Source organism: Streptomyces sp. NPDC005266, from assembly GCF_040607655.1.
In the GTDB taxonomy this organism is placed as follows: domain Bacteria; phylum Actinomycetota; class Actinomycetes; order Streptomycetales; family Streptomycetaceae; genus Streptomyces.
In genome coordinates this window covers 60,186-86,179 of the sequence record NZ_JBEXHC010000025.1, presented here as the reverse complement: position 1 = coordinate 86,179, position 25,994 = coordinate 60,186, and the positions used below count along the sequence as shown (strand labels likewise).

Sequence of the window (25,994 nt, the reverse complement as noted above, 5' to 3'; positions counted from 1 at the left end):
GATCGCGACCACCCTACGCGCCAAGCCCCCCTCCGAAATGGAACGGAGGGGGGCTTGGCGATGTGGATCTCCCGGCCTCAGCGCTTCCCGGAACGGGCGGCCTTCGGCGTGACCAGGCGGCTGCCGGTCCAGTCCTTGCCCGCGTTGAAGCTCTTGGTCTGGGACAGGCCCGCGGTGGTCGCGGCCTCGTTGATATCGCTCGGCTCGACATAGCCGTCACGGCCGGTCTTGGGCGTCAGCAGCCAGACCGGTGCACCGTCGTCGATCATCTGGATGGCGTCCACCAGCGCGTCCGTCAGATCGCCGTCGTCCTCCCGGAACCACAGCACAACGGCGTCGGCCACATCGTCGTACTCCTCGTCGACGAGCTCCTGGCCGGTGATCTCCTCGATGGACTCGCGGAGCTCCTGGTCGACATCGTCGTCGTAGCCGATCTCCTGGACCACCTGATCGGGCTGGAAACCCAGCCTCGCGGCAGGGTTGGTCCGCTCCTCCGCGTGGTCCGCGGTCGCGCTCACGGATTGCCTCCTGTCATCTTTCGTTCACTCTTCGGCTCTGGGGACCCCGCGCGCGTACGCGAGGGGCTTGGGGCGTAGTCCACACGGGCCGGGCGGATCGCGCAAGTACCCAGCCAGCGATCCCGCCCAAACGTTGACGTGTCGCCGCAACTCCCATCAGGGAGGAACGGCACACCACAGGGGCAGCCGCCCGGTTTGCCCACGCTTATCCGGCTTACGTGTGCGTATCGCCACCTTACGCCGCCCCGGGGGCCGAACGGTCGTACGCAGCCGATCTCCGCCCGGGGCGTAAGGTTGCGATTTGGCCGTCGCACGCCCACCGGCCGGCGGCAGAGCGCCCATCTCGCCAGGTGGTGGTTACCACTCGGTAGAGATGACGTATCCCGTACCCGAGGTACACGATGGAGACCGGCGCGACACCAGCAGAGCAGGAATCCATGTCCGTGCACCGCACGACCGAAAAGCGAAGGAATAGCGTGGCTTCCGGATCCGATCGCAACCCGATCATCATTGGCGGCCTTCCCAGCCAGGTCCCGGACTTCGACCCCGAGGAAACCCGGGAATGGCTCGACTCGCTCGACGCAGCCGTCGATGAACGAGGCCGGGAACGTGCCCGCTACCTGATGCTTCGCCTGATCGAGCGCGCCCGCGAGAAGCGGGTGGCCGTGCCCGAGATGCGCAGCACGGACTACGTCAACACCATCGCCACCAAGGACGAGCCGTTCTTCCCCGGCAACGAGGAGATCGAGCGCAAGATCCTCAACGCGACCCGCTGGAACGCGGCGGTGATGGTCTCCCGGGCCCAGCGCCCGGGCATCGGGGTCGGTGGCCACATCGCCACCTTCGCCTCCTCCGCCTCGCTGTACGACGTGGGCTTCAACCACTTCTTCCGCGGCAAGGACCACGACAGCGGCGACCAGATCTTCTTCCAGGGCCACGCCTCCCCCGGCATCTACGCCCGCGCCTTTCTGCTCGACCGGCTAAGCGAGGCCCATCTGGACGGCTTCCGCCAGGAGAAGTCCAAGTTCGGTCACGCCCTGTCCAGCTATCCGCACCCGCGGTCGATGCCGGACTTCTGGGAGTTCCCGACCGTCTCCATGGGCCTCGGTCCGCTGGGCGCGATCTACCAGGCCCGGATGAACCGCTACATGGAGGCGCGCGGCATCGCCGACACCTCCAACTCCCACGTCTGGGCGTTCCTGGGCGACGGCGAGATGGACGAGCCGGAGTCGCTCGGCCAGCTCTCCCTGGCCGCCCGCGAGGGCCTGGACAACCTCACCTTCGTCGTCAACTGCAATCTGCAGCGCCTCGACGGCCCGGTGCGCGGCAATGGCAAGATCATCCAGGAGCTGGAGTCGCAGTTCCGCGGCGCCGGCTGGAACGTGATCAAGCTGGTGTGGGACCGCACCTGGGACCCGCTGCTCGCCCAGGACCGCACCGGCCTCCTGGTCAACAAGCTCAACACCACGCCCGACGGTCAGTTCCAGACGTACGCGACCGAGACCGGCGCCTACATCCGCGAGCACTTCTTCGGTGACGACCAGCGGCTGCGCAAGATGGTCGAAGGCATGACCGACGACCAGATCCTGCACCTGGGCCGCGGTGGTCACGACCACAAGAAGATCTACGCTGCCTACGCTGCGGCCAAGGCCCACAAGGGCCAGCCGACGGTGATCCTCGCCCAGACGGTCAAGGGCTGGACGCTGGGCCCGAACTTCGAGGGCCGCAACGCGACCCACCAGATGAAGAAGCTGACGGTCGCCGACCTCAAGGGCTTCCGCGACCGGCTCCACCTGCCGATCTCGGACAAGGAGCTGGAGTCCGGCCTTCCGCCGTACTACCACCCGGGCCGGGACTCCGAGGAGATCCAGTACATGCACGACCGCCGCAAGGCGCTGGGCGGCTACACGCCCACCCGCGTCGTGCGCGCGAAGCCGCTGGAGCTGCCGGGCGACAAGGCGTACGCGGCCGTGAAGAAGGGCTCCGGCCAGCAGTCGATCGCCACCACCATGGCGTTCGTGCGGCTGCTGAAGGACCTGATGCGGGACAAGGAGATCGGCAAGCGCTTCGTGCCGATCGCTCCGGACGAGTACCGCACCTTCGGCATGGATTCGCTCTTCCCGTCGGCGAAGATCTACAACCCGCTGGGCCAGCAGTACGAGTCCGTCGACCGTGAGCTGCTGCTCGCCTACAAGGAGTCGCCGACCGGGCAGATGCTGCACGACGGCATCTCCGAGGCGGGCTGCACGGCCTCGCTGATCGCGGCGGGCTCCGCCTACGCCACGCATGGCGAGCCGCTGATCCCGGTCTACGTCTTCTACTCGATGTTCGGGTTCCAGCGGACGGGTGACCAGTTCTGGCAGATGGCCGACCAGCTCGCGCGCGGCTTCGTCCTGGGCGCGACCGCCGGCCGTACGACCCTGACCGGTGAGGGCCTGCAGCACGCGGACGGCCACTCGCAGCTGCTGGCCTCGACCAACCCGGCCGTCGTCGCGTACGACCCGGCGTTCGGCTTCGAGATCGCCCATATCGTCCAGGACGGTCTGCGCCGGATGTACGGCGAGAACAGTGAGGACGTCTTCTACTACCTCACCGTCTACAACGAGCCGATCCAGCACCCGGCCGAGCCCGAGAACGTGGACCGCGAGGGCATCCTCAAGGGCCTCCACCGCTTCAAGGAGGGCGAGAAGGGCGCCGTCCCGGCGCAGATCCTCGCCTCCGGTGTCGCGGTGCCGTGGGCGCTCGAGGCCCAGCGCATCCTGGCCGAGGACTGGGACGTGCGGGCCGATGTCTGGTCGGCGACCTCCTGGAACGAGCTCCGCCGCGACGCCATCGAGACGGAGGAGCACAACCTCCTGCACCCGGAGGAGGAGCAGCGCGTTCCGTTCGTCACCCGCAAGCTCGCGGACGCGCAGGGCCCGAAGGTGGCCGTGTCCGACTGGATGCGGGCCGTCCCGGACCAGATCGCCCGCTGGGTGCCGGGCACGTACCAGTCGCTGGGCGCCGACGGCTTCGGCTTCGCCGACACCCGCGGCGCGGCGCGCCGCTTCTTCCACATCGACGCCGAGTCGATCGTGCTCGGTGTGCTGACGGAGCTGGCCCGGGAGGGGAAGATCGACCGCTCGGCCCTGAAGCAGGCGATCGACCGCTACCAGCTGCTGGACGTGGCCGCGGCCGACCCGGGCGCGGCGGGCGGCGACGCGTAGCCGTCTGCGACGGCGGTGAGCCGGACGCGGGGCGGGCTGGAAGATCCAGCCCGCCCCGCGTCGTGCGGTTCGGGGGCTCCGCCCCCGGAGCCCCGCTCCTCAAACCTTCGGTTCTAAGCGGATGCGGTGAAGTTCGCCGCTGATCCCTCGCCGTTCGGCCTGGCCGAGGGCTTGGACGCCGAGAAGGATCAGCACTTGACTTCGCCGTAACCGCTTAGTGGTCGTCGCGACACCCCGGCTCAAGGGGTGCGATGGACTTCGAGGTCCGTAAGGAGCGGAAGCCGCAGGGGCCGGGTTCGTGTCACCGCTCCCAGATCTTGAAGGCCCTTACCTGGTACGGGGTTTCCGGGGCCCAGGAGCCGGTGGGGTAGGTGCGGTATTCGCCGGTCTCGGCGCACTCCGCGCTCTGGTAGGCCGTCACCGGTCGTCCCGTGCGGTTGGCCAGTGAGGCGGCTGAGGTACCGGCCGGGAGGGCTACGCAGCTCTCGATGTCGGTGTCGGCCAGTTCATGGGTGCGGCGGGCCCCGGTGAAGTCGGTGCCCCGCCACAGGCACAGCTGGCCGGTGGCGCAGGTGCCGAGCCGCGGCGGCGACGGTGGGGCCGCGTGGGCCGTGGCCGGTGCCAGGAGACAGGCCAGGGCGAGGGTCGTCGTCGCGATGGCGGTCTTGCGCATATGGATCACTCCCCGTGATGACAACGCGTGAACGGGAGCCAGCCTGTCGGCCGGCTCCCGTTCGCCACCATGGGGTTGATCAAGGGCCACCCTGATAGGGGGCGTGTCGCGAGGGAGGCCCGAGGGGGTCAGATGTGACCGGCCCCGGCGCCCGCCTCCGCGTTCTCACCGCGCTTGGTGAAGGCCGCGACCACGGCGGCGACCGCCGAGACGACGGCGGCGACGGTGAAGGCGAGGCCCATCCCCGACACGAACGTGTCATGCGCGACGCCCGTGATCTTCCCCGCGACCTCCGCCGGGGTGCCCTTGGCGATCGGGGCGATCCCGACCTCGACCGCTTCGGACGCCTTGCCGGCCTTGTCCGCGGGCACGGGCGGCAGTCCCGCGCCGGCCCATTTGCCCGGCAGGGTGTCGTCCACCTTGCCCGCCATGACCGCGCCCAGGACCGCCGTGCCGAGGCTGCCGCCGACCTGCATCGCGGCCTGCTGGAGACCGCCGGCGACCCCGGCGTGCTGGAGCGGGGCATTGCCGACGATGACCTCGGTGGCGCCGACCATCACCGGGCCGAGGCCGAAGCCGAGGAGCCCGAACCACAGGGACATCAGGGGGGTGCCGGTGCCCACGTCCAGCCGGGAGAGGCCGAACATCGACACGGCGGTGATCCCCATGGCGGTCACCAGCGGCAGGCGGGGTCCGAAGCGGGTGATCAGCACACCGGCCAGCGGCGATGAGACGATCATCGAGGCGGTGAGCGGGAGCAGATGGAGCCCGCTGTCGACCGGGCTCATCCCGTGCACGTTCTGCAGGTAGAAGGTGACGAAGAACAGCCCACCCATGAAGCCGAAGGCCATCAGCACCATCAGCACGGTGCCGGCGCTCAGCGGCACCGAGCGGAACATGCCGAGTGGCAGCAGTGGTTCGCGCGCCCTGCTCTCCCGGAACACGAAGAGCGCGAAGCAGACCACGGCGAGCCCGAGGAACAGCAGCGTCCCGGCGCTCCCCCAATGCCAGTCGCCCGCCTTGATGAGCGCCCAGACGAGGCAGAACATGGCGGCGGACAGCAGCACGATGCCGGGCAGGTCGAAGGAGCGAGGGGCGTTCTCGGCGCGGTGGTCCACGAGGAGGACCAGCCCGAGGAGGAGCGCGAGAAGACCGACCGGCGCGTTGATGAAGAACACGGACTGCCAGTTGACGTGCTCGACGAGCAGACCGCCGACGATGGGTCCGGCGGCGGTGGACGCGCCGATCACCGCGCCCCAGATGCCGATGGCCATGTTGAGCTTCTCGGCGGGGAAGCTGGCGCGCAGCAGTCCGAGCGCCGCGGGCATCAGCAGCGCCCCGCACAGCCCCTGGAGCACCCGGAAGGCCACGACCAGCGAGACGTTGCCGGAGAGTCCGATAGCGGCGGAGGCTGCGGCGAAGCCGACGACGCCGATGAGGAAGGTCTGCCGGTGGCCGAAGCGGTCACCGAGCTTGCCCGCCGTGATCAGCGCGACGGCGAGGGCCAGCAGATAGCCGTTGGTAATCCATTGGACGTCGGCGAGCGAGGCACCGAGGTCCTTCTGGATGGCCGGGTTGGCGATGGCGACGACGGTGCCGTCGAGGGCGACCATGGTCACGCCCAGGGCAACGGTGAGCAGCGTCAGCCACGGATGACCGCGCAGCCCCTTGGAGGGATCCGGTATGGGGGGTTCCGGCGCCGTCTCGGCGACGGTGGTCGAAGGCGTCATAATCGGAGGTTAATGTCAGCCGCTGACAATTGACAATCGGATTCATCCGTCGGTTGCTGCCGCAATCCCCACAGGTATCCTGAGCAGCCGAATGCGGCCCGGACGGGGCAGAAAGCGAGCCCGAAGGTGAGAACGGACAAGGCAGTGGCGGAGCAGTCGGCGCCACCACCGACCGGGCTGCGCGAGCGGAAGAAGCAGCGGACCCGCAGCGCGCTGGTGCGATCGGCGCTGGAGCTGTTCACCCGCCAGGGGTACGAACGGACGACGGTGGACGAGATCGCGGAGGCGGTGGACGTCTCCCAGCGCACCTTCTTCCGGTACTTCGCCAACAAGGAGGAAGTCGCCTTCGCCACCCACGACTCGGCGGAGTCGCACTTCTTCGCCGCGCTGCGGCGGCGCCCCGCCGACGAGGCCCCACTGGCCGCTCTGCGCGGCGCGTTCCTCGACGCCTGGAGCGATATGGACGAGACCGTCGGGCAGATGGTGCCGCCCGAACTCCATATGCGGATGTACCGGGTGATCGAATCGACGCCCGCGCTGCTCGCCGTGCATCTGCGCCGGATCTCGGAGATGGAGGACCGGATGGCACGCGAGATCGCCCGCCGCGAGGGGCTGGACATCGACAAGGACCCCCGGCCGCGGCTGGTGGTCGCGATGCTCGGCGGAGTGCTCCGGGTGGCCGGGAAGCTCTGGGGCGAGGGGGAGGACAACTCGACGGTCACATTGCGGGACATCACCGCGTTCCATCTTGATTACGTGGGCCCCGCGCTCGCCGAGCAATGGGATTAATAACCTCAAATCAGACATAACTACCAAGAAGTGCGGCTCTCAAACGTGAGATGAATCACGGCATTTGGCGCCCGCCGCCGCGCTTCTCCTAGGGTGTCCCGCGGTGACTTCCTTCTCGGAGCTCGGCTCCCCCTCTCCCGGTTCCACCGCCTGGCGCGCCCTGCTCGCCCTTGCGGTGGTCTTCGTACTGCTCGCCACGACCGGCTGGACGGCCATACGGAGCCACAGAGGAGCCTCGGACCCGCTCTCCGCATCGGTCGACGCCTGGCGCCACGCGTCCCTCGGCGGCCGTACCCTGCCCGATCCGCAGGGCTCGCCGCGCACCCTGGCCCGCTGGTTCGACTCGCTCACCAAGGCCCAGACCGATCGGCTGGTGCGCCGCTATCCGCTGGTCGTCGGCAATCTCAACGGCGCACCCGTGGCCCTGCGCTACCGCGCCAACCGGGTGGCCCTGCACCAGGCGCGCACCCTCGAGCGCGAGCGGATGCGAGACAGCCGGCTCACCCCGCTCGGCCGCTCCGACGCCGGGCGCCGGATGCACCGCTACGAGGATCTGCTCGAACCCGGACGGCACATCCTCTCCTTCGACCCCGCGGGCGCCGGCCGCGCCGCCGAGGTCTTCGGCGATCTCGCCCATGCCATCCGCGTCTCGGTCGTGGTGCCCGGCGTGGACACCAACGTGCTGACCTTCCAGAAGTCCGGGCGTCCGTACACCGCCACGGTCGGCATGGCCCGCGCCCTCTACCGGAACGAGCGAACCGACGCCCCGGACACCAAGACCGCCGTCATCGCGTGGGCCGACTACACCTCGCCGGCCGGAATCGGCATGGACGCCGCCACCGGCAAGCTCGCCGCCCAGGGCGCGGTGCGGCTGCGGGCGCTGGTCAACGCGCTGCCGGCGCTCTCCCGGGTCTCGCTGATGTGCCACAGCTACGGCTCGGTGGTGTGCGGGGTCGCTGCCCGCGATCTGCCACCCAAGGTGACCGACATCGCGGTGGCCGGCAGCCCGGGGATGCGCGCCAACCGTGTCTCCGACTTCGGCACCAGCGCCCGGGTCTGGGCGATGCGCGGCCCCGGCGACTGGATCCGGGACATTCCGCATCTGGAGGTCGGCGGGCTCGGCCACGGCGCCGACCCGGTCTCCCACGGCTTCGGCGCCCGCGTCCTCGCCGCCGACGGGGCCGAGGGACACGCCGGGTACTTCGAACCGGGCACCACCAGCCTCGACAACTTCGCCAGGGTGGGGGTCGGCGCGGTCCAGTCCGTGAGCTGCGGGGACGGCGACGATTGCACCGCCGGACTGCGCTGACCGCCCGGCACACGTTTGACGCGCGTAGTTCGCAAAGGGGGACGGGCGGGCCACCGCCGCATACGATGAGCCGCATGGGTGATGTGCTGGCCGGTTTTCAGACCGTCTGGGAGTTCGACACCGACTCCGTGCTCATCCGCTTCGAACGGGGGATCCGCACGCCGAAGCTGTTCCAGGCGCTCGGCGGACGCCGCGTCCCCTACGAGGCGCTGTCCGCGGTCGAGCTCGCTCCCGGCAAACGAGGAACGGTGGTGCTGCGCGCGGTGCCCAGACCCGGCGCCGACCCGCTGGTGGACGCCGCCGACGGGCAGCTCAAGGAGGCGTACGACCCGTACCGCCTGGTGCTGCCGGCCGAGCGCGAGAGCCTCGCCGACTACTACGCCGAGCAGATACGCGGGGCCCTCGGGCCCGATGCCGCCACCCCCTCCGAAACCCACCTGGTCGCCGCGCCCCCGCCGCCGATGTCCTTCAAGGCGTACGACGGCAAGGCGTCCTTCGACGGCAAGGCGGTCTCCTTCCGCTGGTTCTGGACCGGCGCCTCCTCCGCCAAGTGGAAGGCCGGGGACCAGCGCTTCCGGGTCGATGAGCTGAGCGGCCTGGAGTGGTGCTCCCCGGAGAGCAAGGGGTCGGCGGGCACCGCCGCGAAGGAGGGCACCCCCAAGGAGGGCTCCGCCAAGCCCGGTTCACCGAAGGGCGGTGCCCCGAAGAGCGGCAACCACGGCCATCTGCGGCTCGTCGAGCGCTCCGCCGAGGACCGGCCCGCGGGCCGCCCCGACCAGGACCCGGCCGCCGTCGTCTTCGGGATGGGCTACGGGCTCGTCCACCAGTCGTTGCCCTTCGCCGCCGCCGTGCTGGAAGCCATACGGGCCGCCGCCCCCGCCCCGTGCGCCGACGGCGCCCCCGCGCCCGCCCGGTCCCCGGCCCAGCGCCGGGACCCGGCCGATATCGCCGACCGCATCCGCCACCTGGGCGAGCTGCATACGGCGGGACTGCTGACGGACGACGAGTTCAGCGCGAAGAAGGCCGAGCTGCTGGCCGAGCTGTAGGGGCCGGCCGATGGCCGGGACCGGGACGCGACCGATACCCAGGTATGAGCCGCATCCGACTCCCAGGTATGACGTGCGCCCGCACCGCGCAGCCCTAGGCTGAAGCGGCCATGACCAGCCCCTCCTCCGGTTCCGCCGCCGCTCACTCCACCGCGCACGAGAGCCTGCCCGCGGCGGCCCGGCGGCAGGTGGGCGCCCTCACCCGGGCCCTGGTGACCCCCAGCTATCCGGCGACCCCGCTGTTCGCCCAGTCGTCCAGGCGGTGGCTGCGCCGGGTGCCCTACGGCGTGGCGATGATCCTCACCGCGATCCTCTTCCCCGTCTCCGTCCAGGTCCTCTCGCATGACTACGGGGTGGGCGGCGGCTTCGCCACCCTGCTCGCCGTCGCCCAGACCACCCCGCTGCTGCTGTCGGTCACCCGCCCCCTGCAGGCATGGTGGATCGTCTTACTCTCCGACATCGCCTGCGCGCTGGTGGTGCTCCCCATCCCGGACCCCGGGCGCCAGGTGTGGCCCTGGCAGCCGCCCGCCATCATCGGCTATCTCTTTCTGCTGCTCGCCCTGGCTCTGCGCGAACCGCGCCGCACCCTGGTGGCGGTGTGGCTGGTCACCGGCACGGCCGGGCTCGTGCTCGGCATGCCCGTCCCGGACGAAGGCAACGGCAGCAATGTGGTGCTGTTCGTGCTCAGCGGGGTCGTGCTGCTCGTCGGCGGCGCACTGCGCGAGCGCGGCGACGCCCAGCGGCGGCTGGCCGAACAGGAGACGATCAGCGAGGCGGAACGGGCCCGCCGCACCCTCCTGGAGGAGCGCGCCCGCATCGCGCGCGAGCTGCACGACGTGGTCGCCCACCATATGTCGGTGATCACCGTGCAGGCCGACAGCGCCCCGTACCGGATCGGCGGTCTGCCGCCCGAGGCGGAACGGGAGTTCGGCACCATCGCCGCCACCGCCCGGGAGTCCCTCGCCGAAATGCGGCGGCTGCTGGGCGTGTTGCGCAGCGAGGAGACGCGCGGCGAGCGGGCGCCGCAGCCGGGCCTCGACCAGGTGCCGCAGCTGGTCGAGGCGACGGTGCGGGCCGGGATACCGACCACCCTCACCATCGCCGACGAGGTCCACGCCCTCGGCCCGCTGCCGCAGGCCGTGGAGCTGTCCGCGTACCGGATCGTGCAGGAGGCGCTGGCCAATGTGGTCCGGCACGCCCCGGGCGCCGCCACCCGGGTCTCCGTCTCGGCCGCTGAGGACCGCTCCGGGCTGACCGTCCTCGTCGTCAACGGCTCGCCGGACAGCCCTCCCACCAAGCCGCTGGAGACCACCGGCACCGGCCATGGCCTGGTCGGCATGGTCGAGCGCGTCCGGCTCGTCGGCGGCATGCTCGACACCGGCCCGCTGCCCGGCGGCGGCTTCCGCGTCGCGGCCCGGCTTCCCCTCGTAGACCTCGAAGAGACGGACCAGCGGGCATGACGATCAAAGTGATCATCGTCGACGACCAGGCGATGGTGCGGGCGGGGTTCGCCGCGCTGCTCGCCGCGCAGAGCGACATCGACGTCGTCGGCGAGGCACCGGACGGACAGCAGGGCGTGGACGTCAGCCGCCGCACCCACCCCGACGTCGTCCTCATGGACGTCCGCATGCCCGAGATGGACGGGCTGGAGGCGGCCCGCCGGCTCCTCGACCCGCCGCGCGGGGTCATCCACCGGCCGAAGGTCCTGATGCTCACCACGTTCGACGTGGACGACTACGTCTACGAGGCGCTGCGCGCCGGGGCCAGCGGCTTTCTGCTCAAGGACGCCCCGCCGGCCGATCTGATCTCCGCGGTACGGGTGGTGGCGGCGGGCGAGGCGCTGCTCGCCCCGTCCGTCACCCGCCGGCTGATCGCCGACTTCGCCCGCCAGCGCCCCGCGCCCCGCCGATCCACCCTCGCTCTGCGCCGGGGCGGCCTGACGCCACGGGAGACGGAGGTGCTGGGGCTGATCGCGCGGGGTCTGTCCAACCAGGAGATAGCGGAGTCGCTGGTGCTCGCGGAGCAGACGGTGAAGACGCACGTGGGCCGGGTGCTGGCCAAGCTGGGACTCCGCGACCGCGCACAGGCCGTGATCTTCGCCTACGAGTCGGGCCTGGTGACCCCGGGAAGTCAGTAGCGGCGCCCACGCCTTCCCGCCGCGTGGCCGGGCGTCGACCCCCTACTGCGGTATGACGTCCGACTTGGCACCGGGGGGTGACGTCGCGGCCCGGGCCGTCTTCCTACGTTTCCTTCCGCCACCAACGGAAGAGGGAACCGCGGCCATGACGCAGACGCTTCGCCCCGGGCGCTACGCCCGCCGCCTGATCACCGCCGCGCTCACCATCACCGTCATGGCGGGAACGGCCGGCTGGACCGTCGCGCACGAGGAGCAGGCCGTCACCGGGCCGCCGCCCGGGACGGACGCCTGGCTGGCCGACCACTCGCTGCCCGGCCCCGGGCGTGAGCTGCCCGACCCGGCCACCGCGTCCCCGGCCGCGATCGCCCGGTTCTTCGGCCGGCTCACCGACGTACAGCGGCGGGCCCTGGCCATCCGCCATCCCCAGGTCGTGGGCAACCTCGACGGCGCGCCGCCCGCGCTGCGCTACGAGGCCAACGCCCGTGCGCTGCGGGCCGCGCGGGACAAGGAGCGGGCCGCGGATCCGCACAGCCCGCTCGTCGACCGCTACAGCGCGCTGCTGGCGCCCGGCCGGCAGATCCTCGCCTTCGATCCGCGCGGCCGTGGCCAAGTGGCCGAGGTGTACGGGGACATGGCGACGGCGCAACGCACGGCCGTGATCGTGCCCGGTTCGGACATCGACCTGGCCGCCTTCGACCGCTCCCGCGACCCGTACGGCACCCCGGCCGGCATGGCCAAGGCGCTGCGCGCGGCCATGGCCGAGGAGGCGCCCGGCACCCGTACGGCCGTCGTCGCCTGGGTCGGCTACACGACCCCGGTCGGGCTCGGGCCGGACGCCGCCACCAGCCGGCTGGCCAGGGCGGGCGCGCCCCGCCTGGACCGTTTCCTCGCGGGGCTCGCCGTGACCACGGCGGCGGCCGCGGACGCCCCGCCCGCCGTCTTCTGCCACAGCTACGGCTCGGTGGTCTGCGGCCTGGCGGCGGCCGCGATGGACCGTACGCGCGTCTCCGACCTGGTGGTGCTCGGCAGCCCCGGCATGCGCGCCGACAGCGCCGACGGGCTGCACACCGGCGCCCGGGTGTGGGCCGCCCGGGACAGCACCGACTGGATCCGGCGGGTGACGGGCTATGACTTCATGGGCCTGGGGCACGGCGAGGATCCGACCGACCGGTCCTTCGGCGCCCGGGTGATCTCCGCCGACCGCGCCCGTGGCCACACCGGCTACTTCGCCCCCGGCACGGACTCGCTGCGCAACTTCGCTCGGATCGCCCTCGGGGAGTTCGGCACGGTCCGCTGCGCCCACGAGGACGACCCGGCCAACTGCCGCCACGGCCTGGTCTGAGCCCGGCCGCTGATCAGTCCCGCTCCGACGCCCTCCGGGCGTCCGCGTATGTGTCGATCTTGAAGTCGAGAACTTCGAGCGTGCTGCGCAGCTCGGCGATCCGCTCCCGCACGTTCTCGCGATGGGTGGTCAGCAGCTCCTCGCGCTCGCGGAAGGTGTGCTCGCCCTCCCGCACCAGCTCGGCGTAGCGGACCATGTCCGCGACCGGCATCCCGGTCAGCCGCAGCTTGCCGACGAGGGCGAGCCAGTCCAGATCGCGGTTGGTGAAGCGGCGCTGGCCGGTGTGGGTGCGGTCCACATGCGGCATGAGCCCGATCCGCTCGTACCAGCGCAGGGTGTGCGCCGTCAGCCCGGTGTGCTCGGCGACCTCGCTGATCGTGTACCGGTCCTGGCCGGCCGGCCGCGGATGCGGGCGCTGGTGGCCGGCACAGGTACGCGGTTTCGTCCTCGCCGGAACGCTCTCAGTCACGGTCATGCCGGTGTACCTCTCGCCGTCGCCGATGCGGGGCCGATCCGGGCGAACCCCACGACGGCCTCAACGCTATGGAGTTCGAGTGCACTCCAGGCAAGCTCGGATTTGGCGAAATCTTGGGCGACGGGAGGCCCCGGACACCCGGTATTAGGCTCTGGGGCATGGAGAGCCTGCGGATGATCGAGAACTGGCCGGTCCCGACGGCGGCGGCCGCCGTCGTACGCGCGGACGGCACCCTGGCCGGATCGTACGGCCCGACCGACCGCCGCTTCCCCCTCGCCTCGGTCACCAAGCCGCTGGCCGCGTACGCCGCGCTGGTCGCCGTCGAGGAGGGCGCGGTCGAGCTGGACGAGCCGGCGGGGCCGGAGGGCTCCACGGTCCGCCATCTGCTCGCGCACACCTCCGGGCTCGCGTTCGACGAGCACCGCGCGGTGGCCGCGCCGGGCGATCGCCGCCTCTACTCCAACGCGGGGTTCGAGGTGCTGGGCGACCACATCGCCAAGGCCACGGACATTCCGTTCCCCGAGTATCTGCGCCAGGCGGTGCTGGAGCCGCTCGGCATGGCCGCCACCGAGCTGGCCGGCTCGCCCGCCAAGGACGGCGTCTCGACCGTGGACGATCTGGCCCGCTTCGCGGCGGAGCTCCAGGCCCCGCGGCTGCTGGCGGAACGGACGCTGGCCGAGGCCACGTCCGTGGTGCACCCGGGGCTGACCGGAGTGCTGCCGGGCTACGGCCACCAGAGGCCGAACGACTGGGGCCTCGGCTTCGAGATACGCGACGGCAAGTCGCCGCACTGGACCGGCGGTTCGTCCTCGCCCCGCGCCTTCGGCCACTTCGGCCAGTCCGGCACCTTCCTGTGGGTCGACCCGGACGCGCGTGCGGCCTGCGTCACCCTGACCGACCGGGCCTTCGGCCCCTGGGCCATCGAGGTCTGGCCGGCCCTGACGGACGCGGTCCTGGCCGAGCTGGGCTGAAGCCGGCCCTCCGGCGTCAGCCGTACACCGGCTCCGCGTGCATCTCCCAGATCAGCAGCTCCGCCGCTCCCACGCCCCGCGCCTCCAGGCCCTCGGCCCCGGAGATCCTGGCCGCGTCGCCCGCCTCCAGGGTCTCGGCCCCGATCCGCACCGTGCCGCGCACCACGTGGGCATAGACCCAGGGCGCGTCCGGGAGGGCGGTGTGCTCGGCGTCCGTGAGACGGCGCACATGCAGCACCGCCTCGGTCCGCTCCAGCGCGTACGGGGTGCCGTCGGCGATGCCGCGTACGACCTCGTATCCGGGGTCGGCCGGGGCGCCGGGCCCCGGCGCCAGCCACATCTGGACGAAGGCGAGCGGCTCCGGGCCGGCGTTCCGCTCGGTGTGCCGCACCCCACTGCCGGCGCTGAGCCGCTGCACATCGCCGGGGCGCACCACGGTCCGGGTGCCGGTGGTGTCCTCGTGGGTGAGCTGGCCCTCGATGACCCAGGTCACGATCTCCAGATCGCGGTGGGGGTGCTCGGCGAAGCCCGCGCCGGGCGCGAGCCGCTCCTCGTTGCACGCGACGAGGAGCCCGAAGCGCACATTGCCGGGGTCGTAGTGGTCAGAGAAGGAAAAGGCGTGGCGCGTCTCGATGCCCGTGCCGTCCCCGCCCGGATACCGTTCACCGGACCGCTGTATCCACATCACCCGGTCCACGGTAGTGCGCCCCGATTCCCCCCGTACCCGCCCCCGGCCTCCCCGCTCCCCGCGTACACCACCCGATAAGGCAGTCTTGTCCTCGTGCCTGAACCAGCCGCGAACACCCCGCATCCACACAGTGCCACCCTGCGCCGCCTGGAGAAGTCCTCCGGGAAGCTGGCGGCCAACGCCATCGCGCGCATGGACGAGCAGCTTCCGTGGTACCGGGCGATGCCGCCCGAGAACCGCTCCTGGATCGGTCTGGTGGCACAGGCGGGCATCGCGGCCTTCACCGAGTGGTTCCGGCATCCGGAGGCCCCGCAGGCGATCAGCACCGATGTGTTCGGCACCGCTCCGCGCGAGCTGACCCGGGCGATCACCCTGCGCCAGACCGTGGAGATGGTCCGTACGACCATCGAGGTCATGGAGTCGGCGATCGACGACGTGGCGGCTCCGGGGGACGAGTCGGTGCTGCGCGAGGCGCTGCTGGTGTACGCGCGGGAGATCGCCTTCGCGACGGCCCAGGTGTACGCGCAGGCGGCCGAGGCGCGCGGCGCCTGGGACGCCCGGCTTGAGTCGCTGGTGGTCAACGCGGTGCTGTCCGGGGAGGCGGACGAGGGGGCGCTGTCCCGGGCCGCCGCCCTCGGCTGGAACTCCCCCGAGCATGTGTGCGTGGTGCTGGGCACGGCCCCCGACGGGGACAGCGAGCTGACCGTGGAGGCGATCCGGCGCGCCGCGCGCCACGCCAAGCTGCAGGTCCTCACCGGAGTGCTGGGCGACCGGCTGGTGGTGGTCGCGGGCGGCTCGGACAATCCGCTGCAGGCGGCGAAGGCGCTGATCGGGCCCTATGCGCCGGGTCCGGTGGTGGCGGGTCCGGTGGTCTCCGATCTGCTGGCCGCGACCCGCTCGGCGGGTGCGGCGGCGGCCGGCCTGAAGGCGTGCACCGCGTGGCCGGACGCACCGCGTCCGGTGCTCGCGGACGATCTGCTGCCGGAGCGCGCGATGGCGGGAGACCCGGCTGCCCGTGACCAGTTGGTGGAGGAGATCTACAGACCGCTGGAGGAAGCGGGCTCGGCGCTGCTGGAAACGCTGAGTGTGTACCTGGAGCAGGCGAGCAGCCTGGAAGGCGCGGCCCGGATGCTCTTTGTTCACCCGAACACCGTGCGCTACCGGCTGCGACGTGTGACGGACGTCACCGGATGGTCGCCTTCCGACGTCCGCTCGGCGTTTACTCTGCGCATAGCCCTGATCCTGGGTCGGCTGGCCGATAGAGACATATTGTCCTGACCCTTTGTCGGACTCCCACAATTACCTAGACGGTTCTTCGTCCTTGTCCTCACGGGCGAGCAGGACCCACCACAAGAGAGAGTGTGAGAGTGCTCGTACTCGTCGCTCCCGGCCAGGGCGCTCAAAAGCCCGGCTTCCTGACTCCCTGGCTCGACCTCCCCGGCGTCACCGAACGTCTGACGTGGTGGTCGGCCGTATCCGGCCTGGACCTGATCCACTACGGCACCAAGGCCGACGAGGAAGAGATCCGCGACACGGCGGTGGCCCAGCCGCTCCTGGTCGCCGCCGGTCTCCTCTCCGCCCGGGCGCTGTTCGCCGACGGGATGGAGAACCGTATCGGCGCCGCCGCGGGCCACAGTGTCGGCGAGATCACCGCCGCCGCGGCCGCCGGAGTGCTGACCGACGAGGCGGCCATGGTGCTGGTCCGCCGCCGGGGTCTGGCCATGGCCGAGGCCGCGAGCCACGCCGAGACCGGTATGGCCGCCATACTGGGTGGTGAGCAGGACGTTGTCGTCGCGCACCTCGAAAAGCTCGGGCTGACCCCGGCGAACGTGAACGGTGCCGGGCAGATCGTGGCCGCGGGCACCGCCGAGCAGCTGGCGGCGCTGGCCGAGGACAAGCCGGAGGGCGTGCGCCGGGCCGTGCCGCTGAAGGTGGCCGGCGCGTTCCACACCGCCCATATGGCACCGGCGGTCGCCACCCTCGAGGCCCTGGTCGCGGGCGTTCCGGTGGCCGATCCGCGGATCCGTTACGTGTCGAACCGGGACGGCAAGGCCGTGGCGTCCGGCGCCGAGGTGATCGAGCGGCTGGTCGCCCAGGTGTCCAACCCGGTGCGCTGGGATCTGTGCATGGAGACCTTCCAGGAGCTTGGGGTCTCCGCGCTGATCGAGGTGGCCCCGGGCGGCACGCTGACCGGTATCGCCAAGCGGGCCCTGCCGGGCGTCGCCACCGTGGCGCTCAAGACTCCGGACGACCTCGACGCGGCCCGTGCACTGATCGCCGAGCACACCGACCCTGCCGCCGACACACCGGCCGAATAGGAGCTCCGAGAGCATGACCGCGAAGATCAAGCCCACTGAGGGCGCCGCGTACGCGCGCATTCTCGGCGTCGGCGGCTACCGTCCCACCCGGGTGGTGCCGAACGAGGAGATCCTCAAGCACATCGACTCCTCCGACGAGTGGATCCGCAGCCGCTCGGGCATCGCCACCCGGCACTGGGCCGGTCCGGACGAGACGGTCGCCACGATGTCCGTCGAGGCGGGCGGCAAGGCCATCGCCGACGCCGGGCTGACGCCCGAGCAGATCGGTGGCGTGATCGTCTCCACCGTCTCGCACTTCAAGCAGACCCCGGCGGTCGCAACCGAGATCGCCCATCTGCTCGGGGCGAACAGGCCGGCCGCGTTCGACATCTCCGCGGGATGCGCGGGCTTCGGCTACGGCCTGACCCTCGCCAAGGGCATGGTCACCGATGGCACCGCCCAGTATGTGCTGGTCATCGGCGTCGAGCGGCTTTCGGACCTGACCGACCTGGAGGACCGGGCGACGGCCTTCCTGTTCGGTGACGGCGCGGGCGCCGTGGTGGTCGGCCCGTCCAAGGAGCCCGCCATCGGCCCGACGGTCTGGGGCTCGGAGGGCGACAAGTCCGACACCATCAGCCAGACGCTCCCCTGGGACGTCTACCGCGACCAGTCCGCCGAGGACGTACGCTTCCCGGCGATCCGCCAGGAGGGCCAGGCGGTGTTCCGCTGGGCCGTGTACGAGATGGCGAAGGTCGCCCAGCAGGCCCTGGACGTGGCCGGGGTCAGCGCGGACGAGCTCGACGCGTTCATTCCCCATCAGGCCAATATGCGGATCATCGACTCGATGATCAAAACCCTCAAGCTGCCGGAGCATGTCACGGTCGCCCGTGATGTGGAGACCACCGGCAACACCTCGGCCGCCTCCATTCCGCTCGCCATGGAGCGGCTGTTGGCGACGGGGCAGGCGAAGAGCGGCGACACCGCGCTCGTCATCGGATTCGGAGCGGGTCTCGTCTACGCAGCGACGGTCGTTACCCTCCCTTAGGCTCCATAGTCCATATCCACGCAGCCCCGTACATCTCGGGCGCTGCGCACACACCGCAACACACCGAAGAAGGAGCGCCGCAATGGCCGCCACTCAGGAAGAGATCCTCGAGGGTCTCGCCGAGATCGTCAACGAGATCGCCGGTATCCCGACCGAGGACGTCCTGCTGGACAAGTCCTTCACCGACGACCTGGACGTCGACTCGCTGTCCATGGTCGAGGTCGTCGTCGCCGCCGAAGAGCGCTTCGACGTGAAGATCCCGGACGACGACGTCAAGAACCTCAAGACCGTCGGCGACGCCGTCGACTACATCCTCAAGCACCAGGGCTGAGCGCTTGTCGCCACCCATGCGGTGGCAGTTCCAGCACCCTCTACCGAGGAGTTGAGAATTCCTGTGAACTCGACCAATCGCACCGTGGTCGTCACCGGTGTTGGTGCCACGACGCCGCTGGGTGGCGACGCCTCATCGACCTGGGAAGCCCTGCTCGCCGGTCGCTCCGGCGTCAGCCGCCTGGACGAGGACTGGGCCGGCGAGCTGCCGGTCCAGATCGCCGCACGCGCCGCGGTGGACCCGGGCACCGTCATCCCGCGCCCGCAGGCCCGCAAGCTCGACCGCTCGGCGCAGTTCGCGCTGATCGCCGCCCGTGAGGCATGGGCGGACGCCGGCTTCACCGCCAAGGCGGGCGAGGACTCGTCGGTCGACCCCGACCGGCTCGGCGCGGTCGTCGCCTCCGGCATCGGCGGTGTCACCACGCTGCTCGACCAGTACGACGTGCTGCGCGAGAAGGGGGTCCGCAAGGTCTCCCCGCACACCGTGCCGATGCTGATGCCCAACGGCCCGGCCGCCAATGTGAGTCTGGAGGTCGGCGCCCGCGCCGGTGCCCACACCCCGGTCAGCGCGTGCGCGTCCGGCGCCGAGGCCATCGGCTACGCCATTGAGATGATCCGCACCGGCCGCGCCGATGTGGTCGTCGCGGGCGGCACCGAGGCGGCCATCCATCCGCTGCCCATCGCCGCCTTCGGCAACATGATGGCGATGTCCAAGAACAACGACGACCCGCAGGGCGCCTCCCGCCCGTACGACGTCGCCCGCAACGGCTTCGTCCTCGGCGAGGGCGCCGGCGTCATCGTCCTGGAGTCCGCCGAGCACGCCGCCCGGCGCGGTGCCCGGGTCTACGCGGAGGCCGTCGGCCAGGGCATCTCGGCCGACTCCCACCACATCACCGCGCCGGAGCCGTCCGGCAACGGCATCGCGCACGCGCTGCAGAACCTGATGCAGTCCGCCGACCTCAAGGCCGCCGAGATCGCGCATGTCAACGCGCACGCGACCTCGACGCCGCAGGGCGACGTGGCGGAGATCAAGGCGCTGCGCAAGGTGTTCGGCCAGGACGTGGACCACATCGCGCTCTCGGCCACCAAGTCCATGACCGGCCATCTGCTGGGCGGCGCCGGCGGTGTGGAGACGGTGGCCAGCGTGCTGGCGCTGTACCACCGGATCGCCCCGCCGACGATCAACATCGAGCAGCTGGACCCGGAGGCGGACGCGGATGTCGTGCGCGACAAGCCGCGGCCGCTCCCCCAGGGCCAGATCGCGGCGCTGAACGACTCGTTCGGCTTCGGCGGCCACAATGTGGTGCTGGCCTTCCGCACGGTCTGACGCGCTGATACGCGGGAACGGCCCGCTTCCGGCTCCGGCCGGAAGCGGGCCGTTCGCATGTCATCCCTGTGTTTCGTCGAAGCTGGCGAAGTACGAGGCCACCATGTCCTCGTCGCCATGGCCCTGCTCGATGGCGCGCCGGAACCGCTCCGCGCACGCGGCCGCCAGATCCACCCGTACCCCGGCGCGCTCCCCCGCCTCCACGATCAGCCGGGCGTCCTTCTCGGCGGTCCTGGTGGCGAAGCTCGGTTCGAGCTTGCCGCTGAGCACCTGGGCCGACTTGACCCGCATATAGCCGTTGTCGAGCGGCCCGCCCTCCAGGGCGTCCAGGAAAAGCTGCCAGTCCGTGCCCAGCCCCTTGGCGAGGGCGAGCGACTCGGCGGTGGCGTTGGTGATGGCGATGACCCAGCTGTTGAGCACGAGCTTGAGCCGGGTGGCGGCCGCCTCCTCGCCGCTGTCGCCGACCCACACCGTACGGCTGCCGATCGCGTCGAAGACCGGCCAGATGACCGTACGCACCTCGTTGGGGCCGGCGGCGAGGATAAGAAGCTGTCCGCTCTCCGCCGGCTGCTTGGTACCGAGGACGGGCGAGTCGACGAAGACGATCTCCTTCTCGCGGGCGAACGCGGCGAGGGACTCGATCGCCCCCAGCCCGGCGGTGGTGGCCTGGGCCCATACGGTGCCGGGGCTCAGCCCGGGGGCGGCCTGACGCATCGTCTCCAGGGCCGTGGGGCCGTCGTGCAGGATGGTCAGGACGGCATCGGCGCCGTCCACGGCCTCGGCGGGGGTGTCGGTGACGCGTACGCCGTCGGCGGCGAGCGGCTCGGCCTTGGCGCGGGTGCGGTTCCACGCGCGGACGTCGAGTCCGGAGCGGGCGAGGTTGCGGGCCATACCGGAGCCCATGATGCCGGTGCCGAGGACCGCGACGGACTGTGCTGCCGGGAGTTGTTCGGTCATCTCGCCACGCTAAGACGTGGAGGGCGCCGGCGCCGTCAGACGACCTGGTGCAGCCAGCGGACGGGCGCACCCTCACCCGCGTAGCGGAACGGCTCCAGCTCGTCGTCCCACGGCTTGCCGAGCAGCTTGGCGATCTCCGCTTCCAGATCGCTCTCGCCCCGCGCGGAGCGCGCGAGCGCGGCGCGCAGCCGGTCCTCGGGGATCAGGATGTCGCCGTGCATTCCGGTGACGGCGTGAAAGATGCCCAGGTCAGGGGTGGAGCTATAGCGCTCGCCCTCGGCGGTGGCACAGGGCTCGGCGGTCACCTCGAAGCGCAGCAGATGCCAGCCGCGGAGCGCGGAGGCCAGTTTGGAGGCCGTGCCGACCTCGCCCTGCCAGGAGAACTCGGCGCGCCAGGTGCCGTTGGCCGCGGGCTGTTTGATCCAGTCGAGGGTGACACGCACACCGAGTACGCCCGCGATGGCCCATTCGACATGCGGGCACAGCGCGCGCGGTGCGGAGTGCACATACAGAACTCCACGTGTCGTCACCGGGGCCTCCTGTGCGGTTCGAGGTACGCCTTCCCCAGCGGCCTCGCGCCCGTACCGGTCATGTCCGGGACGTTACCCGGCATTCTGCCCTAGTGATCACCTCTGCACCAGTCCTGACGTTACCTGCAGTGAAATTGATCGGGCATAATTCTCCAGAAAAGGGACAGGAAGTGACCCGGAGTAAGGTTCCGGTACCGCACCGCGCTCTCCGCCGCCGGGCAGAAGCTCAACTGGCACAAGAAAAAACTACCGCGCGAACCAGCCGGAGGAGTGACGTACCGTCGGTCGTGGAGAGATATCACCCAACAGCCGGAGGGGGAACAGCCATGCGGGCCAGCGCGACACGACGCCAGCGGCCGACCGCCGCGTCCTCGACGACCACGCGCACGGTCGTGCGCATGACGACTCCTACCGCCGCCCGCGCCGCAGCCCGCACCGGCGTCGCTCTGCTGACGACCGCCGCCGTGCTCAGCTCCTCCGGCTGCTTCGGCAGCTCGGACAGCCCCTCCCGGCACGGGCCCCGCGCGGGAAAGACCCCCGGCGCCAAGCGCGCCATCGTCTGGAACACCCGGCCCGACTCCCTCGCCTCCCTGGGCGACTCCATCACCCGGGGCTTCGACGCCTGCTCGGTGCTCTCCGACTGCCCCGAGGTGTCCTGGTCCACCGGCACACGGGTGAACAGCCTCGCCCAGCGCCTGCGCTCGGGCTCCCGCAGCTGGAACTTCGCGAAGACCGGCGCCGTCGTGGCCGACCTCCCCGGCCAGATCGAGGCGGCCACCGCCCGGAAGCCGAAGCTGGTGACCGTGATGATCGGCGCCAACGACGCCTGCCGTGACTCGGTCGCCGACATGACCCCGACGGACCAGTTCCGCACCACCTTCACCTCGGCGCTCAGCCGGCTGCGGCGCGATCTGCCGAAGGCTCAGGTGTACGTGGCCAGCGTGCCGGACCTGAAGCGGCTGTGGTCGGAGGGGCGCAAGAACGTCTTCGGCAAGCAGATCTGGAAGCTGGGCATCTGCCCCTCGATGCTGAAGGACTCCGACCACCTGGACGCGGCCTCGAACGACCGCCGCCGGCAGGTCGCGGACCGGGTGGACGCGTACAACAAGGTGCTGAAGGACGTCTGCGGCCGGGACCCGCTGTGCCGATACGACCCGGCGGTGCACAAGTACCGGTTCACGGCGTCCGAGCTGAGCAAGTGGGACTGGTTCCACCCCAGCAAGGCCGGCCAGCGGCAGCTGGCCGAGATGGCGTACCGCCGCGTCACGGCCCCGTAGCCCCCGATGACACGGCCGGGGCTCCGTCCCCTCAGAGCTTCGGCATCGCCACCGGCACCGGCGTCGAGAGGCGGCGGTCGGCCACGCTTCGGCCTGCCTCCGCCGTGTAGACCCCCGGCATCAGCCGCCAGCCGCCGGCCGCCTCGTCCCAGATCTCCGCCGCCCGGCGGCCCAGCGTCACGGTTGCCTCCGCCGTCTCCCCGGGCCCCGCCGCGACCGTCGCGAAACCCGCGAGCCGCCGCGCCGGGCGCTCCACCACGTCCCCGTCGCCCTCCGGCACGGCGAGGTAGATCTGCACCACCTCCCGCCCGGCCCGCGCACCCGTATTGCGGACCCGCACCCTCACCGTGCCGAGCTCCTCGCCCGCACCGTCACCCGCGGCGGTGAAGTTCATGGACTCGTAGGCCCAGTCCGTGTAGCCGAGACCATGCCCGAACCAGTACGCCGGAGCCGTCCCCGACCATCGCTCCCACGCCCGGTAGCCGATGAACACGCCTTCCTCGTAGACGAGTTGCCCCTCGCTCGGCACCACCTCCCGCACCGGCGCGTCCTCCAGCCGCTTCGGCCATGTGGTCGGCAGCCGGCCGCCCGGCTCCTCGGCGCCGAGCAGGACGTCGGCGAGCGCGGCCCCCGCTTCCTGGCCCGGAAACCAGCTGAGCAGCACCGCGGCGACGTCCTCGCGCCAGGGGAGCTCGACCGGGGAGCCGGCGTTGACGACGACCACCGTCGGGGTGCCGGTGGCGGCGACGCGCCGGACCAGCTCGTCCTGGCGGCCCGGCAGCCTCAGATCCGTGCGGTCGAACCCCTCGCTCTCAACACTCTCGGTGGTCGCGGCCACGACCACGGCCGCATCGGCGGCGGAGGCCACGGCGACGGCCTCCTCGAGCAGTGCCTCCGCGTCCCGCTCGGGCGCCCGGTGCACCAGGCTGAAGCAGACCGCGGGGAATGCGTCGGGGAAGGGCGCGACCGTGCAGACCAGGCTGACCTCCACCGGCTCGCCGGCCGTGAGCCGGACCTGCCCGCGCGGCAGGGGTGAGCCCATAAACGCCTCAAAGGGGTCATCGGCGTCGGCCGGGCCCTGCTCCCCGTCGTAGAGCACCTCCCCGCCCACGGTCAGCCGGAGCCCGCCCAGCCCCCTGGTGCCGAAGGAGTGCGCGCCGCTCTCGCGCGGGGTGAAGGTGCCGACGGTCTCGACCGTGTGCAGCTCCTCGTACGTCACCCCCTCGGGGAAGTCGCCGACCCACTGCACCTGCCCACTGGGCAGCGGCGAGGCGCCGAGCACCCGCCCGTCGGCGGCCCGGACCACGGCGCGCAGTTCGAATCCCTCGCCGGCCGGGGCGAGTTCATCGCTGGGGTCGGCGCCCACGGCGTAGTCGAGCCGGACGTCCGGGGGCAGAGCGGCGCGCAGCCCGTCGAGGGGCGAGACGATGTGGTCGGGGAAGACCAGCGCCGAACCCCCGCCGAGCACCCGGGCATCGCGCGCCGCCGCGCCGATGAGCGCGAGGGACCGGATGGAGCCGGACTCGGTGGTATCGAGGGGCAGCACCGGCTTCCCGGCCGCTTCCCCGTCCGGCGCGCCGGCCCGCTCGTTCCGCAGCAGGACGAACGACCGCCGCGCGATCTCGCGCGCGAGCGCGTCCCCGTCGACCGGCCCGGGCCGGTCGGTGGGGGCGACGGCCGGGGCCACCCCGTCCAGGGCGCCGACCCGGGCGGCCAGGGTCAGCACCCGCCGTACCGCGTCGTCCACCTCCGACTCGGCCACCCGCCCCTGCCGCACGGCGGCGGCCAGCTCCTCGCCGTAGACGGTCCGCGGCCCCGGCATGGCGACGTCGAGCCCGCCGCGCATCGCCCCTACGGTGTCGCGGGCGGCCGTCCAATCGGAGACGATGAAGCCGTCGAAGCCCCATTCGCCGCGCAGCACCTCGCGCTGCAGCTCGCGATGGGCGGTCATGGTCGAGCCGTTGACCCCGTTGTAGGCGGCCATGACGCCCCACGGGCGGGCGCTTTTGACGATGGCTTCGAAGGGGGCGAGATACAGCTCGCGCAGCGCCCGTGCGCTCACCCGGTTGTCGACGGTGAAGCGCTCGGTCTCCGCGTCGTTGGCGACGAAGTGCTTGACGGTGGTGCCGATGCCGCCCTCCTGGACGCCCGTCACATAGCCGGTGCCGATCTCGCCGGTGAGATGGGGATCCTCGCTGTACGCCTCGAAGTGGCGCCCGCCCAGCGGGGAGCGGTGCAGATTCACGGTCGGCGCGAGCAGCACATGAACACCCTTGCGCCGCGCCTCCTGGGCGAGGAGGTGGCCCGCGCGGCGGGCGAGCGCCGGATCCCAGGTGGCGGCGAGCGCGGTGGGGCTGGGCAGGGCGACGGAGGGGTCGTCCGCGGTCCAGTGCACGCCCCGCACGCCGATCGGACCGTCCGACATCACCAGGGAGCGCAGCCCGATGGAGGGGACGGCGGGCAGGGACCACATGTCCTGCCCGGCCAACAGCCGTGCCTTGGTGTCCGGATCGAGCGCGCCGAGGGCCTTCTCCACCGCCGCGCCCACGGTCGCGGCCCCCGCCGCGTCACCCGCTGTGTCCGTGCTGTCGTTGCTGATCGCGTCCACCACGGCTCGGCCTCCCTGTCGGGTCCGTCGACCGGGCCATCGTGGACCCGATTGCCTGTCACTCGGTAGGTAGTGTTATGAATTCGTTATCACACATGCCCTACGGTAAGGCCATGGAAAGGGTGACGGACCGCGGCACACGCCGCGGTGAGGAGCGGCGCGCGGAGATCCTCCGGGCCGCCCTCGCAGTGATCGCCGAGCGCGGCTACCGGGGCGCCTCGCTCAACGCGGTGGCCGAGCGGGCGGGGCTGACCCAGCAGGGTCTGCAGCACTACTTCCCCACCAAGGACGCCCTGCTCATCGCCGTCCTGGCGGAGCGCGACCAGTGGGACACCGGCGCCGCGCGGCGCGACGGCGGGGGCACCTGGCCGCTGTCCCTGCTGGCCTCGCTGGTGGACTACAACGCGATGCGCCCCGGCATCGTCCAGACCTTCTCCGCGCTACTCGGCGAGAGCGTCACCGAGGACCACCCCGCGCGCGACTGGTTCACCCGGCGCTACGAGCGAGTGCGCGCCGACATGGCGGCCACCCTGCGCGGGGAGTTCGGCGACCGGCTGCCCGGCGGGCTCACCCCGGAGGACGCGGCGCCGTTGCTGGTCGCGGTGATGGACGGGCTGCAGTTCCAGTGGCTGCACGATCCGGAGTCGGTCGACATGCCCGCCCTCTTCCGGGCCTTCGTCTCCCTGCTGGGGCAGGGGGAGGAGGAGGCCCGGAAGAAGGGCTGAGGACACTGAGGACA

General features: G+C 71.5%; 23 protein-coding genes. 15 read left to right on the top strand and 8 right to left on the bottom strand.

Annotated elements, in window-relative coordinates:
• Positions 1-77: 77 nt before the first annotated feature.
• Positions 78-518, bottom strand: a complete 441-nt coding sequence (locus tag ABZU99_RS30900) for a DUF3052 domain-containing protein (protein WP_355850774.1) — start codon at positions 516-518, stop codon at positions 78-80.
• Positions 519-994: 476 nt separating this feature from the next.
• On the opposite strand from ABZU99_RS30900, the gene aceE reads away from it, so the two are divergent.
• The gene (aceE, locus tag ABZU99_RS30895; protein ID WP_355943733.1) at positions 995-3,724 is read left to right on the top strand and encodes a pyruvate dehydrogenase (acetyl-transferring), homodimeric type; all 2,730 of its coding nucleotides are present in this window, start codon (positions 995-997) and stop codon (positions 3,722-3,724) included.
• A 301-nt stretch (positions 3,725-4,025) separates the two neighbouring features.
• Here the strand turns inward: aceE and ABZU99_RS30890 are convergent, their stop codons facing one another.
• Both ABZU99_RS30890 and ABZU99_RS30885 read right to left on the bottom strand, forming a co-directional pair.
• Positions 4,026-4,397, bottom strand: a complete 372-nt coding sequence (locus ABZU99_RS30890) for a peptidase inhibitor family I36 protein (RefSeq protein WP_355943735.1) — start codon at positions 4,395-4,397, stop codon at positions 4,026-4,028.
• Positions 4,398-4,525: 128 nt separating this feature from the next.
• On the bottom strand, positions 4,526-6,127 hold the full coding sequence (locus tag ABZU99_RS30885; RefSeq protein ID WP_356048115.1) for an MFS transporter: 1,602 nt from the start codon (positions 6,125-6,127) through the stop codon (positions 4,526-4,528).
• A gap of 144 nt (positions 6,128-6,271) precedes the next feature.
• Between ABZU99_RS30885 and ABZU99_RS30880 the strand changes: the two genes are divergently transcribed.
• From ABZU99_RS30880 to ABZU99_RS30855, 6 genes are all read left to right on the top strand, one after another.
• Positions 6,272-6,916: a TetR family transcriptional regulator gene (locus tag ABZU99_RS30880; protein WP_356228080.1), complete on the top strand. Its 645-nt coding sequence runs from the start codon at positions 6,272-6,274 to the stop codon at positions 6,914-6,916.
• A gap of 103 nt (positions 6,917-7,019) precedes the next feature.
• Complete coding sequence (locus ABZU99_RS30875; protein ID WP_356048117.1) at positions 7,020-8,225, top strand: alpha/beta hydrolase; 1,206 nt, start codon at positions 7,020-7,022, stop codon at positions 8,223-8,225.
• Positions 8,226-8,299: 74 nt separating this feature from the next.
• Entirely contained in the window at positions 8,300-9,271 is a 972-nt protein-coding gene (locus tag ABZU99_RS30870; RefSeq protein WP_356048119.1) for a DUF4429 domain-containing protein, read from the top strand.
• 110 nt (positions 9,272-9,381) lie between these two features.
• A complete protein-coding gene (locus ABZU99_RS30865) occupies positions 9,382-10,731 on the top strand; it encodes a sensor histidine kinase (protein WP_355943745.1) in 1,350 nt (449 codons plus the stop codon).
• Positions 10,728-11,408, top strand: coding sequence for a response regulator transcription factor (locus ABZU99_RS30860; protein ID WP_355943747.1), 681 nt, complete (start codon positions 10,728-10,730; stop codon positions 11,406-11,408). Before ABZU99_RS30865 ends, ABZU99_RS30860 begins: the two co-directional genes overlap by 4 nt.
• 145 nt (positions 11,409-11,553) lie before the next feature.
• Positions 11,554-12,750 carry an alpha/beta hydrolase gene (locus tag ABZU99_RS30855; RefSeq protein ID WP_356048122.1) on the top strand — a complete coding sequence of 399 codons (1,197 nt, stop codon included), beginning with the start codon at positions 11,554-11,556 and terminating at the stop codon, positions 12,748-12,750.
• A gap of 13 nt (positions 12,751-12,763) precedes the next feature.
• Here ABZU99_RS30855 and ABZU99_RS30850 read toward each other — a convergent pair whose 3' ends face one another.
• Positions 12,764-13,225 carry a MerR family transcriptional regulator gene (locus tag ABZU99_RS30850; protein WP_355943751.1) on the bottom strand — a complete coding sequence of 154 codons (462 nt, stop codon included), beginning with the start codon at positions 13,223-13,225 and terminating at the stop codon, positions 12,764-12,766.
• A 158-nt stretch (positions 13,226-13,383) separates the two neighbouring features.
• Between ABZU99_RS30850 and ABZU99_RS30845 the strand changes: the two genes are divergently transcribed.
• Positions 13,384-14,196, top strand: a complete 813-nt coding sequence (locus ABZU99_RS30845; RefSeq protein ID WP_355943753.1) for a serine hydrolase domain-containing protein — start codon at positions 13,384-13,386, stop codon at positions 14,194-14,196.
• 16 nt (positions 14,197-14,212) lie between these two features.
• On the opposite strand, the gene ABZU99_RS30840 is transcribed toward ABZU99_RS30845, so the two are convergent.
• Entirely contained in the window at positions 14,213-14,881 is a 669-nt protein-coding gene (locus tag ABZU99_RS30840) for a pirin family protein (RefSeq protein WP_355944069.1), read from the bottom strand.
• Between the two features lie 96 nt (positions 14,882-14,977).
• Here ABZU99_RS30840 and ABZU99_RS30835 point away from each other — a divergent pair, with 96 nt between their 5' ends.
• From ABZU99_RS30835 to fabF, 5 genes are all read left to right on the top strand, one after another.
• Positions 14,978-16,162 carry a helix-turn-helix domain-containing protein gene (locus ABZU99_RS30835; RefSeq protein WP_355943755.1) on the top strand — a complete coding sequence of 395 codons (1,185 nt, stop codon included), beginning with the start codon at positions 14,978-14,980 and terminating at the stop codon, positions 16,160-16,162.
• Between the two features lie 89 nt (positions 16,163-16,251).
• Positions 16,252-17,202 (top strand): ACP S-malonyltransferase, encoded by a 951-nt coding sequence (locus tag ABZU99_RS30830; RefSeq protein ID WP_355943757.1) that lies wholly within the window; start codon positions 16,252-16,254, stop codon positions 17,200-17,202.
• A 13-nt stretch (positions 17,203-17,215) separates the two neighbouring features.
• On the top strand, positions 17,216-18,226 hold the full coding sequence (locus tag ABZU99_RS30825) for a ketoacyl-ACP synthase III (RefSeq protein ID WP_355943759.1): 1,011 nt from the start codon (positions 17,216-17,218) through the stop codon (positions 18,224-18,226).
• Between the two features lie 82 nt (positions 18,227-18,308).
• The gene (locus ABZU99_RS30820) at positions 18,309-18,557 is read left to right on the top strand and encodes an acyl carrier protein (RefSeq protein ID WP_020871568.1); all 249 of its coding nucleotides are present in this window, start codon (positions 18,309-18,311) and stop codon (positions 18,555-18,557) included.
• 63 nt (positions 18,558-18,620) lie between these two features.
• Positions 18,621-19,883, top strand: a complete 1,263-nt coding sequence (gene fabF, locus ABZU99_RS30815) for a beta-ketoacyl-ACP synthase II (RefSeq protein ID WP_355943762.1) — start codon at positions 18,621-18,623, stop codon at positions 19,881-19,883.
• Positions 19,884-19,943: 60 nt separating this feature from the next.
• Here the strand turns inward: fabF and ABZU99_RS30810 are convergent, their stop codons facing one another.
• Both ABZU99_RS30810 and ABZU99_RS30805 read right to left on the bottom strand, forming a co-directional pair.
• On the bottom strand, positions 19,944-20,840 hold the full coding sequence (locus ABZU99_RS30810) for an NAD(P)-dependent oxidoreductase (RefSeq protein ID WP_355943764.1): 897 nt from the start codon (positions 20,838-20,840) through the stop codon (positions 19,944-19,946).
• A 35-nt stretch (positions 20,841-20,875) separates the two neighbouring features.
• The gene (locus tag ABZU99_RS30805) at positions 20,876-21,370 is read right to left on the bottom strand and encodes a DUF3145 domain-containing protein (protein ID WP_355943766.1); all 495 of its coding nucleotides are present in this window, start codon (positions 21,368-21,370) and stop codon (positions 20,876-20,878) included.
• A gap of 326 nt (positions 21,371-21,696) precedes the next feature.
• Here ABZU99_RS30805 and ABZU99_RS30800 point away from each other — a divergent pair, with 326 nt between their 5' ends.
• Positions 21,697-22,647: an SGNH/GDSL hydrolase family protein gene (locus tag ABZU99_RS30800; protein WP_356048127.1), complete on the top strand. Its 951-nt coding sequence runs from the start codon at positions 21,697-21,699 to the stop codon at positions 22,645-22,647.
• A gap of 31 nt (positions 22,648-22,678) precedes the next feature.
• Here ABZU99_RS30800 and ABZU99_RS30795 read toward each other — a convergent pair whose 3' ends face one another.
• Positions 22,679-25,195, bottom strand: a complete 2,517-nt coding sequence (locus tag ABZU99_RS30795; protein WP_356048204.1) for a glycoside hydrolase family 3 C-terminal domain-containing protein — start codon at positions 25,193-25,195, stop codon at positions 22,679-22,681.
• Positions 25,196-25,368: 173 nt separating this feature from the next.
• On the opposite strand from ABZU99_RS30795, the gene ABZU99_RS30790 reads away from it, so the two are divergent.
• The gene (locus ABZU99_RS30790) at positions 25,369-25,980 is read left to right on the top strand and encodes a TetR/AcrR family transcriptional regulator (protein WP_355943770.1); all 612 of its coding nucleotides are present in this window, start codon (positions 25,369-25,371) and stop codon (positions 25,978-25,980) included.
• The last annotated feature ends 14 nt before the right edge of the window (positions 25,981-25,994 follow it).